12 protein-coding genes are annotated in these 13,402 nt (G+C 32.3%); 7 read left to right on the forward strand and 5 right to left on the reverse strand.

Translation table 11 applies throughout. The annotated features are described in order from the left end of the window. Position 1 precedes the first annotated feature (1 nt). Positions 2–904: a DUF6607 family protein gene (locus ACJBCC_RS08650; protein ID WP_299101501.1), complete on the reverse strand. Its 903-nt coding sequence runs from the start codon at positions 902–904 to the stop codon at positions 2–4. 103 nt (positions 905–1,007) lie between these two features. Between ACJBCC_RS08650 and ACJBCC_RS08655 the strand changes: the two genes are divergently transcribed. The 3 genes from ACJBCC_RS08655 to ACJBCC_RS08665 all read left to right on the forward strand — a co-directional run bounded on the left by ACJBCC_RS08655 (position 1,008) and on the right by ACJBCC_RS08665 (position 5,577). After that, on the forward strand, positions 1,008–3,146 hold the full coding sequence (locus ACJBCC_RS08655; protein ID WP_407556959.1) for a TonB-dependent receptor plug domain-containing protein: 2,139 nt from the start codon (positions 1,008–1,010) through the stop codon (positions 3,144–3,146). 12 nt (positions 3,147–3,158) lie between these two features. Next, complete coding sequence (locus ACJBCC_RS08660) at positions 3,159–4,241, forward strand: HmuY family protein (protein ID WP_407556960.1); 1,083 nt, start codon at positions 3,159–3,161, stop codon at positions 4,239–4,241. A gap of 82 nt (positions 4,242–4,323) precedes the next feature. Beyond that, a complete protein-coding gene (locus tag ACJBCC_RS08665) occupies positions 4,324–5,577 on the forward strand; it encodes a T9SS type A sorting domain-containing protein (RefSeq protein ID WP_407556961.1) in 1,254 nt (417 codons plus the stop codon). Positions 5,578–5,636: 59 nt separating this feature from the next. Here the strand turns inward: ACJBCC_RS08665 and ACJBCC_RS08670 are convergent, their stop codons facing one another. The 4 genes from ACJBCC_RS08670 to ACJBCC_RS08685 form a co-directional block, all read right to left on the reverse strand. After that, on the reverse strand, positions 5,637–6,500 hold the full coding sequence (locus ACJBCC_RS08670) for a hydroxymethylglutaryl-CoA lyase (RefSeq protein ID WP_299101497.1): 864 nt from the start codon (positions 6,498–6,500) through the stop codon (positions 5,637–5,639). A 30-nt stretch (positions 6,501–6,530) separates the two neighbouring features. After that, the gene (locus tag ACJBCC_RS08675; RefSeq protein WP_299101496.1) at positions 6,531–7,295 is read right to left on the reverse strand and encodes a hypothetical protein; all 765 of its coding nucleotides are present in this window, start codon (positions 7,293–7,295) and stop codon (positions 6,531–6,533) included. A gap of 4 nt (positions 7,296–7,299) precedes the next feature. After that, entirely contained in the window at positions 7,300–7,917 is a 618-nt protein-coding gene (locus ACJBCC_RS08680; RefSeq protein WP_299101495.1) for a LysE family translocator, read from the reverse strand. Positions 7,918–7,995: 78 nt separating this feature from the next. Further along, entirely contained in the window at positions 7,996–9,024 is a 1,029-nt protein-coding gene (locus ACJBCC_RS08685; protein ID WP_299101494.1) for a quinone-dependent dihydroorotate dehydrogenase, read from the reverse strand. A 137-nt stretch (positions 9,025–9,161) separates the two neighbouring features. Between ACJBCC_RS08685 and ACJBCC_RS08690 the strand changes: the two genes are divergently transcribed. The 4 genes from ACJBCC_RS08690 to ACJBCC_RS08705 all read left to right on the forward strand — a co-directional run bounded on the left by ACJBCC_RS08690 (position 9,162) and on the right by ACJBCC_RS08705 (position 13,389). After that, positions 9,162–9,992: a universal stress protein gene (locus ACJBCC_RS08690; RefSeq protein WP_299101493.1), complete on the forward strand. Its 831-nt coding sequence runs from the start codon at positions 9,162–9,164 to the stop codon at positions 9,990–9,992. 12 nt (positions 9,993–10,004) lie between these two features. Further along, a complete protein-coding gene (gene pepT, locus ACJBCC_RS08695; RefSeq protein WP_407556962.1) occupies positions 10,005–11,234 on the forward strand; it encodes a peptidase T in 1,230 nt (409 codons plus the stop codon). 116 nt (positions 11,235–11,350) lie between these two features. After that, positions 11,351–11,716: a DUF2200 domain-containing protein gene (locus ACJBCC_RS08700; RefSeq protein ID WP_299101491.1), complete on the forward strand. Its 366-nt coding sequence runs from the start codon at positions 11,351–11,353 to the stop codon at positions 11,714–11,716. 71 nt (positions 11,717–11,787) lie between these two features. After that, positions 11,788–13,389 carry a T9SS type A sorting domain-containing protein gene (locus ACJBCC_RS08705; RefSeq protein ID WP_299101490.1) on the forward strand — a complete coding sequence of 534 codons (1,602 nt, stop codon included), beginning with the start codon at positions 11,788–11,790 and terminating at the stop codon, positions 13,387–13,389. Positions 13,390–13,402 lie beyond the last annotated feature (13 nt).

The following is a 13,402-nucleotide window of genomic DNA, read 5'->3' on the forward strand; positions in this document are numbered from 1 at the left end:
ATTATTTTTTTACAAACGATTCTATAGTGGTTTCAATTTCTTTTTGCTCAACAACCTCGTCATTAAACAAATGCTTATATAATGGTTTATTGTCTACTTTGGTTTCTAATTCCAAATCTTTATTTCTTGCGTACACTTCATCCCATTTACTTCTAACCAAAGCCCATTTTTCTTGATGCTCTTTCCACCAATCTTGTGCTGCCTGGCATTTACTATCATCTACTTTCTCATAGGTATTATACCCTTTTTCTTTGGCTAAAATAATATCTTCTTTACTATCTTCTCTTATTATTTTAGCATTATCTTGGTCATGTAACCAACCATATTTAGTGATTTCTTGACGATTACCTCTCAATGTAACATTATAATCGCTACGTTTTGTATACTCTCTTCTTGGCAAAGGTGCTGTAGTTTCGTTTTCCCAATAGCTTTTGCCATCAACGTGCACCCAAGTTGAAGACCCTTCGTAACGCGGACTATCATCTACTTGATATACTTTTTGAGTCCACTGGCCTTTTACCTCTTCTTTAGATTTGTTTTCAAAAACCCATTCGTTATCGCCATTGTACATGTAAAATTCTTTGTTTTCAAACAACCAATCTTGTCTCCAGTGCTTTATGATCATTGGACTATCTGGTCTACCAACTTGTAATAAATGTTGGATAGAAATTTTATCGTCCTCATCAGTTACCAATTGGGCCCACTCTAATCCTTTATCTACTTTAGTTTTAGATGGTCTATATAATGAATCTTCGCTATAAGAAAATGTCTCAGCAAAATTAAAGGTTACTTCATAGCAACCACACATGTCTTTAATGGCTTCTTGATCTTGTGTTTTCTTTTTTTGCGCGTTAAGGCTAAATGCAAATGCTAATACAAAGGTTAAAACGACTACTCTCTTCATTTTTAAATAATTTATTAATGTGTTTTAAAAAAATTGAAAATATCTTATTCTTATTTGGAATGAATTAAAATAAGATTATATATTTGCGACAAATTTAAATAGAATGAGTCTAAATAAAAATAAAACATCAATTTATTTTTTACTTTTTTTCTTTTCGTACACTTTCGCTCAAGAAAGAACGACTATTGTTGATAGTACTAAAACAGAATCATTAGATGAAGTTGTTGTCACTGGCCAAATTAACCCTACTTCAATTAAAAAATCGGTACATAATGTTATTGTAATAAATAGAAAACAGATTGAACAAGTTGCTGCAAACAACTTAGCTGATCTATTAAATTTTAATCTTAACCTTAATATTATTCCTAACGCACAGACAGGACGTTCTACGATTTCGTTTTTTGGTTTAGACTCACAATACTTCAATATTTTAATTGATAATATACCAATGGTTAGCGATAATGGGTTTGGTAACAATATCGATTTAACTCAGATTAATCTCGATAATATAGAACGTATCGAGATCGTTGAAGGTGCAATGGGCGTTGAATACGGTGCTAATGCTGTTTCTGGCGTAATTAACATTATCACTAAAAAATCTATTGATGATTCATGGCATATAAATGCTTATTTACAGGAAGAAACCGTTAGCGATGAATATGCTTGGTTTAATAAAGGTAGACATATACAATCCTTAAGTATTGCTCACAATATAAATGAAAAATGGATGGCAAAAATTGGCGCCAACCGAAATGGCTTCGCCGGATTTTTAAATAATAGAGAAGGCGAAAATTACTATGAAAATGACGGTCTTAGAGGTTATGAATGGCTACCAAAAGAACAACTAACCACTAATGCCTTAATAAATTATAAAGGAAATAATTTTAGACTCGTTTATAAGTTTGAATACTTCAACGAGATCATTAATTTTTACGATTCTTCAGTTAGAGCAAATATTGATACTGAAAACCAAACAAGCAATCCTTCAGCAACAGATAAAATATTTACCACCAATCGGTTTGTAAACAATATTAATATCGATGGTAGACTAAACTCTGGTGCTAACTATAATACCTCAATATCTTATCAGCAACAAGAGCGCGATTTAAATGAATTTAACTACTATATATTAAGTAGAGAACGTAGCAGCGAAACAGATGAAACATACCAATCTAGTAAGGTTTTATTCTCTAAAGGAACAATTGGTAATTTAATAAAAAGCGATGCATTTAATTTTCAATTAGGCTATGAAGCACACTACATGGAAGGTTTTGATACACAGGCTTCGGGAAGTATCACACAACAAGATAAAACGAATACTCAAACCAATTTAGCTTTCTTTACGACGTCTGAATTTAACTTATCTAAAAACTTCTCGCTACGTCCTGGCTTTAGATATGAATATAATTCGCTTTTTGATTCTAAGTTTTTAGGCTCATTAAGTGCAAGATATTTAATGAACAAAGGTTTTGAGCTTCGTGGAAATATTGGGACATCTTATAGAGTTCCTAATTTTGAAGAACTGTACTACTACTTTGTAGATTCTAACCATGATGTGCAAGGCAATGAAAACCTAAAACCCGAAAATGGTTATTCTGCCTTTTTAAATCTAAAGAAAAGAAGTTGGTTTAATAATATCTCACTTGTCAATAATTTAAAAGTAAGCTACCTAGACGTTTCCGATAAAATTGACCTTGCTATTGTAAATACCACACCATTACAATACCAATATATAAATATCGACAACTATAAATTGATTGGTTTTACGTTTGAAAACACATTGAAAATGGAAGACTTCTCTTTCAATTTAGGTGCAACCCTTCAAGGTATTTCTAGAATAAATAATAGTGAAGAAAATAGTAATGACAAATTTCTATACAATCTTCAGCTAAATACTAGTGCATCATACTATGTACAACCATTGAAAACAGCCTTCACACTTCTTTTAAAATACAATGGAGAACAAGAACAATATTATGCTTCTGGCACAGACACAGATGGTAACTCTACATTCACTTTGGCAAAAACTGAAGCCTATAGTTGGGTAGATGCCTCTGTAAAAAAATCGTTTATAGATCATAAACTAGATGTTACAATTGGTGCACGTAACCTATTTGATGTTACCAATGTTAATGTTAGTAATTCTTCTACAGGAGGCACACACAACGCATCTAACAACGCTCTTTTATTGGGCTATGGACGTTCATTTTATCTAAAACTATTATATAATTTAAATTTTTAAACACTAACAAATATGAAAAATACATTTTTAAAACTAGCGCTATGCTTGGGTATTATCGCTTTTAATAGCTGCAGTAGCGATGACGATACATCAGGACCAATAAATATTATTATTGAAGGTGCAACTGTCACTCCAGATGTTGGAGGCTCTAATGAAGAAAACCAAGTTTATATTGATTTAAGTACTGATACTTCAACTGCCGTACAGAGAGATTCTTGGGATTTAGGTTTTTATTCTGGATCAGATTTTAGAGTCGCAATTAACGGTTCTATTTATATGGCGACTGCAGAATTATCATCTACAGATATCGATGCTATAAATTCTTCAACTGCAGAAGTACAAGAATTACAATCACAAGTTGCAATCGGAACTTTTGATGCTGATAATATGGAATTTATTGATGCACCATTTGGTCAAATTACAGAAACTGCTATTGAAGCTATTTCTTCTACTGAAGCCGAAAATCCAGTTTATTTAGTGAATTTAGGTTATGAAGTTGGAACAGAAGAAGCAACTACAGGGAGTGTTGCCGTTGCAGGTGATGCTCGAGGTTGGAAAAAAATTAGGGTTCTACGAAATGGTAATGATTACGTGCTTCAATATGCAGACCTGGATGATACTGTACATCAAGAAATTACAATTTCAAAAAACAATTCATACAATTTTATATTCTTTAGTTTCAACACGGAAACAGAAGTAAGTGTTGAACCAGAAAAATCAGATTGGGACTTAAACTTTACCGTTTTTACAAATGAGATTGAAAATTATGGCTCTTATGGTTATTCAGATTTCGTTGTGACTAACACTAAAGGAGGTGCGGTTTCATATAAGATTGATACAGAAACAGAATCTTATACTTATGAAGATTTTAGTTTAACGGATGCTTTATCTATTGCTTTTGATAACGACCAAAGAAACATTGGTAGTTCTTGGAGAGTTGGTGGCGGACCAAGTAGTTCACCAGCCATAATAGATACCGTTTTCTACATTGTAAATGATACAGCAGGCAACTATTATAAAATACAATTCTTAGCCATGTATAGTGAAGATGGTGAACGTGGTCATCCAAAATTTGTATATAGCTTATTACAATAAAAACACAACTAAAAAAGAGTAGTTCGCTACTCTTTTTTAACCGATTAATTCAAACTTTAAAATCACTATAAATAACAAACCAATGAAAACAACTTTACAATTTTTAGCTTTAATATTAATAAGCACTGCAGCATTCGCTCAAGAAACAGTAGTCAACTTATCTATGCAACCTACTTACGCTGACCAAGTGTATTATAAATTAAGTACAGAAACAGCAACTACTTTTCCAAGAGACTCATGGGATATTGCATTTTTAAGAACTAGTGCTTATAGTTTTGGAATGCGTGTTAACAGTGGTATTGGTATTGAAGTTTTTGAAGCGGCAAACACAGCTGCTGATTACTCTACAATAGATGTTGCCAATGAAGCTAACTGGACACCACTTTATAATAGTGAAACGACTTGGAGCGATGGTGCTTTTGAAAAAGGATCTGCAACATATGGATTTGGTGAATACAATCCTATAACGCATGGTGTGGAAGGAACCATTGTATTTGTTTTAAAATATGCAGATGGAACTTACAGAAAGTTTATCAACGAAGATTATGCTGCAGGTTATACTTTTAAATATGCAACTTGGGATGCTAATACATCTACCTGGAGTGCAAATCAAACTGTAAATATACCAAATACAAACAATCCAGATAATCAATTTAACTACTACTCTTTACAAAATGATGCTGAAGTTGTAGCTGAACCAGCTATTAGCGATTGGGATTTTGTTTTTACTAAGTATGCAACAGATTATTATGGAGATGGTAGTTTATATTATCCTGTAACAGGAGCCTTACATAGTGATGAGGTTTCTATTGCACAAAATGATGAAGCCTCTGGTATGCCATCTAACCTAACGTTAACTTATTCTGATGACATCAATACAATTGGCTCTGATTGGAAAACTTTAAATGCTTCTTATACATACGATGTTAACTCTAACCAAGCTTATTATTTAAAATACGCTGATGACACAGTTTATAGATTTTATTTTACAGCGTTTGGAGGAAGTAGTACTGGAGATATCACTTTAAATTTTGAAAACGTAACCAATGCATTAAGTATTGAGGATATTAATGATTCGGTTTCTTTTGGTATATACCCAAACCCTTCATCAGATAAGAAAGTGAATTTAATCTATGATGTTAATGCTTTATCTTCAAATAAAAATAACGTTTCAATTTTTTCTATGACAGGAAAAAAAGTATTTGAAACGAACTTAAATTCAAACTCAGGTTTTTACAACACAGCTCTAGATTTATCATCTTTAGTCAATGGTGTATACGTTTTACAATTCACATCAGGAAATCATAGTGTTTCAAGGAAGTTGATTTTAAATTAACAACCCTAACCCTTGTTAACACTGAAAGCCTTTGCAATTTATTTGTGAAGGCTTTCTCTTTAATGATATACGCTAAAAATCTTAGTCGCTTCATTATGCGAACTTTCAAAACACATCGCATTTAAGTTATGCGCTTTTTTCTGTGTGAAGTAAGACAACATTTTTTCAGTTGGCATATTACCTGTTAAGTCATCTTTTGCCATTGGACAACCGCCATAACCTTGTATAGCGCCATCAAATCTACGGCATCCTGCTTTGTAGGCTGCATCAATTTTTTCAAACCAAGAACTTGGTGTTGTATGCAAATGCGCTCCAAATTCTATATTAGAATATTGAGGAATTAAATTTGAAAACAAATAGTTAATATTCTCTGCATCAGAACTACCAATGGTATCACTCAATGACAGAATTTTTACACCCATGTTAGATAAACGTTCCGTCCACTCGCCTACGATATCTACATTCCATGGATCTCCATACGGGTTTCCAAATCCCATAGAAATATATACCACAACTTGTTTATTGTTTTTATCGGCTATTTCTAAAATTTCAGATAATGTAACCACTGATTGTGCAATCGTTTTGTGCGTGTTACGCATTTGAAAGTTCTCAGAAATGGAAAACGGAAAGCCTAAATAGTCAATTTCAGAATGTTTTGAAGCGTCTGTTGCTCCTCGAGTATTAGCAATAATAGCTAATAGTTTACTTTCGGTTTTACTTAAATCTAATTGTGCTAAAACCTCTGCCGTATCTACCATTTGCGGAATGGCTTTTGGAGATACAAAACTTCCAAAATCAATAGTATCAAAACCTACGCGTAATAGCGATTGAATGTATTGCACCTTCTTTTCTGTAGGTATAAAATCCCTAATGCCTTGCATAGCATCTCTTGGACATTCTATTATTTTAACAGCTTTATTCATCGTTTCAAATATACGGTTAAGTATAATAGTTTAAAAGCAAATTTTTGAATTGAAAAGTGCAGCTCCTAAAAACCCAAACCAGATAGCAAAACCTAAAACTCCACCTATTAATCCAGAAATAATAAAGGTAAATCTAAATTTCGTTGGAATAGTCTTAAAAATCACGTAACACGAGATTACAAGCCCTATTATTAAAGTTATTACTGGTATTAGCCATTCATTATATCCAAAATATCTCGAAATTCTAAATTCATCACCATGAAAATTCAACTTATCATAAAGTAATGAACTGTAAGAAGCACTTACAAAATTAAACACCTCACGTAAAGCAAATAATGCAGTAAAAACGGCAAGCCAATCAATTAATTGAAAAGCTTTTATCCCTTTTTTTCGTCTCACAAATAAAATGAGCAATCCTATACAACTTGTTATAAGTGTTTGCGCTGGTCCACCAATAGTTATCCAAATAGTATGATCTTCTTTTATTGGAGGGTATTTTTCTTCTAATATTTGGCTTAATTCTTCAACTTTAAACTTTACATCATCTGGCCAATTATCGTAATTATTATAATCATACTTATCTACAAACCGATTAATCTCTTTTAAATTTTCATCTTCCAAGTACCCATTTCTATAATAATTCATACTACCATAGTCTAATGTAGTATCGTAACCAAAATATTTTGCTACTGCGATGTGTCCAAATTCATGAGTGAGTGTTCCAATTATTGTAAAAAGAATAAAAGCGGTAATTATAATAAATGAAAATTTGGGTAGAAAATTAAATTTCAGCATTCTACTAAGTTAAAATAAAAATCGCAATTCCAATAAATACAACTATCTGCAGCCACTTTAAGACTAATCCAGAATTATTATGATTCATCGTATAACTTTTAATTTGACCTGCTAACAAAGCAATTGAGGAAAATACTAAAAACGAAACCAGCATAAAAATGCCTCCCAAAATGTAAAACTGAATAATATGACTTAACGATTCACTAAATAGAAACCCAGGAAAGAATGCTAAAAAGAAAATAGTAACTTTTGGATTTAGAACATTCATAAAAAAACCCTGAACAAACAAACCTCTTAAACTTTTTTTAGATGCTACGTTAGATTCTAAATTTAACTGACTATCAGATTTAAAAACTTTAAAAGCGAGATATAAAAGATAAATAGCACCTAATAATTTAATGCTAAAAAACAAATTCTCATTTGCCGCTATTATTGCCGAAACACCAAATGCCAATAACGTGGTATGAATTAAGCAACCTGTAATTAAGCCACATACTGTAGCCATTCCGTAAGATTTACCATTACTTATACTTTGTACCAAAACATAGATATTGTCTGGTCCTGGCGAAATTGCCAACGCTATTGTTGCTAGTGCAAATGATATTAAGATGTCGTAATTCAAACGAAAAAATGAGTCAATTAAGGCACAATATAACATATAATCAATTAGTGCCTTTTAACAAGAATATCTTTTTCAATTCTAATTTAACAGGGCCTTGTTTATTTTTTTAATAAGACTAGGTCCTTCATAAATAAAACCTGTATACACTTGTACCAGCGTAGCACCAGCTTCAAATTTCTCTAAAGCATCAGCTGCAGAATGAATACCTCCTACTCCTATAATAGGAAATGCTTTGTTACTCTTATCCGATAAATATTTAATAACTTTTGTAGATTTTGCCTTTATTGGTTGTCCGCTTAAACCTCCATTTCCTATGTCTTCAAGTCTTGTATCTGTTGTTTTCAAACCTGTTCTGTCAATAGAGGTGTTACTTGCAATGACACCATCGAGATTTGTTTCGGCAATAATTTCTATAATTTCATCTAGTTGTACGTTGTTTAAATCTGGTGCAATTTTTAATACTATTGGTTTTTGTTTTGCGAAGTTTGAATTCGCATTTTGTACAGAAGAAATGAGTTCTAATAAGTAATCTTTATCATTCAGTTTTGCATGGCTTCCAACATTTGGACAACTTACATTAAGCACAAAATAATCTACATATGGATGTAATGCATTAAAACATTCTAGATAATCTTTAGTGTAATCTTCTGGACGTGTTTGTGTATTTTTACCAATATTCCCACCAATAATTACTTTCCCTTTGTTCTTTTTAAGTTGAGAAATTGCCGCTTCTAATCCTTCATTATTAAAACCCATTCGGTTAATAATGCCTTTATCTTCTTTAAGTCTAAAAAGACGTTGCTTAGGATTTCCTTCTTGGGCTTTAGGTGTTACGGTTCCTATTTCAATAAAACCAAAACCAAAATTAGCTAATTCATTATATAACACGGCATTCTTATCGAAACCTGCTGCTAATCCTACTGGGTTTTTAAATTTTAATCCAAAAACTTCTCGTTCTAATCGTTTGTCTTCAACGACATACATGGCTTTAAACAAGCTTTTAATTCCGGGTAACTTAGATAAATTCCGAATTAATGAAAATGTAAAATAATGGATTTTTTCAGGATCAAAACGGAATAAAATAGGTCTAATTAATGCTTTGTACATAGCTCGGATTTTGCAATGCAAAAATACACATCTCTTCCGTATTACCGAAGTATTAATTTTATCATAAACTGTCCATTATCATTATTTGTACTTTCTTATTTGATTAACTTTGACCAACGAATCAAAATAAAATAATCATGAAAAAAATTATAGTCCCAGTAGATTTCTCTGAGTATTCTGAGTATGCTCTAGAAACAGCAGCTTCATTAGCAAAACAACATCAATCAGAATTGATTGTAATGCATATGTTAGAAATGTCTGAGTCAATTATATCTGCAAGTAGCGATAAACGTGGCGAAGAAAATGCATTTATGCTTATGGTTGCTAACAAAAAATTTGAAGAGTTTTTAGATAAACCCTATTTAGAAGATGTAAATGTTACACCTTTAGTAAAATACCATAAAGTTTTAAAAGAAGTTGCTGAAGTTGCCTCTGAAGAGCGTGCAGATCTTATTATAATGGGTTCTCGAGGTCATAGTGATCACGATGGTATTTTTACAGGTTCTAACACTGAGAAAGTTGTTCGCTATAGCGAAACTCCTGTTTTAGTTGTAAAATCTCAATTAAAAACAGTAGACTTTAATCATATTGTATTAGGATGTGATTTCTCTGAAAACAGTATTGCTGCTGCTAAACATGCTATAGAATTATTAGGAAAATTAGGAAAGAAAACTACATTACTGTATATTAATGCACCTACTTTAGGATTTTTAAGTTCTGATGAAGTAGATGATAAGATTGCTAACTTTTTAGAATTAGCAAAATTAAATGCCAATGAGGTAAACATTGGTATTATATCTGATCACAACGTAGAAGACGGTGTTTTAAGTTTTGCAAGAAGAGAGCAAGCCGATGCAGTTTCAATGATTACTCACGGAAGAAAAGGTTTAAGCCATTTCTTTGGTGGAAGTATTTCTGAGGATGTTGTTAATCATAGTAAATTACCAGTAATTACTTTTAAACTTTAATAAAATTAAAATATGCAGCATATTATAGATCGCTTTATTAGTTACATTACAATAGATACAGAGTCTGATCCTAATTCTGAAACAACACCAAGTACAGAAAAACAATGGGATTTGGCTAATAAATTAGTTGCAGAACTAAAAGCTATTGGTCTAAGTGATGTCACTATAGACGATAATGCTTACATTATGGCTACTTTGCCTAGTAATGTAGACCATGAGGTACCTACAATAGGTTTTATTTCACATTTTGATACGTCTCCAGATTTTACAGGTGCAAATATTAAGCCTCAAATTGTTGAAAATTATGACGGTAAAGACATCATTCTTAATGCTGAACAAGACATCGTTTTATCTCCAGATTATTTTGAAGATCTATTGATGTACAAAGGTCAGACGTTGATTACAACAGATGGCACTACCCTTTTGGGCGCAGATGACAAAGCCGGAATTACCGAAATTGTAACTGCGATGGAATACCTTATTAATCATCCTGAAATTAAACACGGAACGATTAAAGTTGGTTTTACTCCAGATGAAGAAATAGGACGAGGCGCTCATAAATTTGATGTTGAAAAATTTGGTGCTGAATGGGCTTATACTATGGATGGTAGCCAAGTTGGTGAGTTAGAATATGAAAATTTTAATGCCGCAGGTGCAAAAATCACTGTAAAAGGAAAGATTGTACATCCTGGTTATGCAAAAGGCAAAATGATAAACTCTATGTATTATGCCACTGAGTTTATTAATATTTTACCACGACTAGAAACTCCTGAACATACTGAAGGTTATGAAGGTTTTTTCCATTTACATAATATGGAAGGGGAAGTTGAAGAAACAATACTTCAATATATAATTCGTGATCATGATAAGGATAAATTTGAAGCAAGAAAAGCTTTAATGGTTAAGATTGTTGAAGACTTAAACACTAAATATGAAAGTGAAGTTTTTAAAATAGAAGTAAAAGATCAATACTTCAACATGAAAGAAAAAGTAGAACCTGTAATGCATATAGTAGATATTGCGGAAGAAGCCATGAAAGCGGTTGGTGTTACACCATTAATAAAAGCTATTAGAGGTGGAACGGATGGTTCTCAGCTTTCTTATATGGGTTTACCTTGTCCTAATATTTTTGCAGGAGGCCATAATTTTCATGGTCGTTATGAGTATGTACCAGTAGAAAGTATTCAAAAAGCAGTAGAAGTTATCGTGAAAATTGCAGAACTAACAGCTGTGAAAAAGTAACTACAGCATAAGTATATATTCTTAATAAGCAGTGAATTAAAAATAGTTTTAGTTTGCTGCTTATTTTTTTGTGCTTAATTTTAAAAATAATATTTCATTCTTCTAAAAATTAATACATGAGTACCACAACACCAGCTCACGACGCTCGCGTTGCCAAATTAACATTTGCAGGCGTTTATCCTCATTATGTCACTAAAATTGAAAAAAAAGGGAGAACTGTTGCAGAATTGCATCAAGTAATCGAATGGTTAACAGGTTATGATGAAGCACATCTAACAAAACTTATAAATACCAAAGTAACGTTTAAAACTTTTTTTGAAAACGCAAAACTTAATCCTAATGCACACCTTATCAAAGGCGTAATTTGCGGCTATAGAATAGAAGATATTGAAACTCAATTAACGCGTGAGGCAAGATACTTAGATAAACTTGTAGAAGAATTAGCTAGAGGTAGAAAAATGGAAAAGATTTTACGCAGTTAATTCATGTAAACTTACACGGTAGCACTTAACAAATCTGGTAGGTATTTTAAACTGATAATAATTTTAACATTATGATAATTAGCTCATCAAAACTTAATAAAGCATTATTTAGCTTACTTATTTTATTGAGTATAGGTTTGTATAGTCAAAATCAAAACTTGTCTAGTGGAACTGTTTTTGATGGCGAACCTTACCTATCTATTGATCCATCAGATACTCAACATATCGTTGTAGCTTGGATGGGTTGGGTAAATTTATCTAACCAATTTAAAATAAAAACAAAGACTAGTTTCGATGGTGGAGAAACTTGGAGCGCTGTTTCAGAATTACCTCATACCATTAGCGGTTATACATCTGCAGATCCATCTATAGATTTTGACCATAATGGCGATGTCTATCTTTGTTATATTGATTTTACCGGAACAGAAGCGCCTGTAACTGGTGGTGTTTATATCTGTAAATCAACAGATGGTGGCTTAACTTGGAATGCACCTTTAGAAGTTATAAATAGTAACTACGATGGTACAAAATGGCCAATTGATAGGCCTTGGATGGTTATTGATAAATCATCAAGTGTAAATCAAGGACATATTTATGTTACTAGCATGAATTTGAATAGAGATAACCCAAGTTATAATCCTTATTTATCTGTTTCCAATGACTCTGGCAATAGTTTTACAACTACCTATATCGATTCAGCTAATTGGTTAGCTGGCAGTATCAATCCTTTACCTTTATGTTCACCCACTATTAGTTCTACAGGTACTTTTTATGGTGCATATCCATCTTATGTTTTATCACAAAGTGCCTATGCACAAGTGTTTTTAGCTTCATCGATTGATGCTGGTACAAATTTTTCATATAATACTGTTATAACGCATAGCACACCAACCAATAATGCTAGCTTTACTTATGCGAAAAAGGCTAGTCTTTTACTTTGTAATCCATCAAATGAAAATCATCTGGTTTACATATATCTCAGTGCAGAAAATGGCGATTTAGATGTATTTATGATAGAAACTACCGATGCTGGTAGCACTTGGTCTACTCCTACGAGAATAAATGACGATCCTATTGGTAATGACCGAATGCAAGATTTAGTTTGGGCAGATTTTGACTCTGATGGCGATATAATAATCAGTTGGAGAGATCGAAGAAACGGAACTGATGGCACTTTTCAAAACCCAACAGAAATTTGGGCTGCTTATAGAAGTAGCACGGCAACAGAATTCTCTTCTAATTTTCAAATCACAAATCAATCTGCAATACATAATACAGATTTAGAATATGCCGGAAATGATTTTATGTCTATTAAAACCCAAAATGATATTTTATATGCAACTTGGGGAGATACCAGAGATGGCGAACTAAATATTTGGTTTCAACGTATGGCAACAGATGGTACACTATTATCTGTAAGTCAAATTTCTTCAGAAGATGTGCCAGATATTTTTGTTTACCCTAATCCTGCAACTTCTAAGATATTTGTTGAGAGTAATACCTTAAAAAAAGTAGTAATTTATGATTTAGCTGGTAAAGAAATTAATTCGATAAGGAATAACGACAATTCTAATACTGTAGTGATAAATATTGAGGATTATCCTGCGGGCAACTACATTGTTGAAGTCACAACATCTGAAACGACAGTAACCAAAAAAGTTGTTAAACATTAATTTCTAGTATTTT

The organism is Winogradskyella sp. 4-2091, from assembly GCF_045765065.1.
In the GTDB taxonomy this organism is placed as follows: domain Bacteria; phylum Bacteroidota; class Bacteroidia; order Flavobacteriales; family Flavobacteriaceae; genus Winogradskyella.

Excerpts from the sequence above, each read along its gene's own strand:
- ACJBCC_RS08660 (WP_407556960.1), top strand. The coding sequence starts at position 3,159 with ATGAAAAATACATTTTTAAAACTAGCGCTATGCTTGGGTATTATCGCT.
- ACJBCC_RS08705 (WP_299101490.1), top strand. The coding sequence starts at position 11,788 with ATGATAATTAGCTCATCAAAACTTAATAAAGCATTATTTAGCTTACTT.
- ACJBCC_RS08675 (WP_299101496.1), bottom strand. The coding sequence starts at position 7,295 with ATGCTGAAATTTAATTTTCTACCCAAATTTTCATTTATTATAATTACC.
- ACJBCC_RS08655 (WP_407556959.1), top strand. The coding sequence starts at position 1,008 with ATGAGTCTAAATAAAAATAAAACATCAATTTATTTTTTACTTTTTTTC.
- pepT (WP_407556962.1), top strand. The coding sequence starts at position 10,005 with ATGCAGCATATTATAGATCGCTTTATTAGTTACATTACAATAGATACA.
- ACJBCC_RS08690 (WP_299101493.1), top strand. The coding sequence starts at position 9,162 with ATGAAAAAAATTATAGTCCCAGTAGATTTCTCTGAGTATTCTGAGTAT.
- ACJBCC_RS08685 (WP_299101494.1), bottom strand. The coding sequence starts at position 9,024 with ATGTACAAAGCATTAATTAGACCTATTTTATTCCGTTTTGATCCTGAA.
- ACJBCC_RS08700 (WP_299101491.1), top strand. The coding sequence starts at position 11,351 with ATGAGTACCACAACACCAGCTCACGACGCTCGCGTTGCCAAATTAACA.
- ACJBCC_RS08670 (WP_299101497.1), bottom strand. The coding sequence starts at position 6,500 with ATGAATAAAGCTGTTAAAATAATAGAATGTCCAAGAGATGCTATGCAA.
- ACJBCC_RS08650 (WP_299101501.1), bottom strand. The coding sequence starts at position 904 with ATGAAGAGAGTAGTCGTTTTAACCTTTGTATTAGCATTTGCATTTAGC.
- ACJBCC_RS08665 (WP_407556961.1), top strand. The coding sequence starts at position 4,324 with ATGAAAACAACTTTACAATTTTTAGCTTTAATATTAATAAGCACTGCA.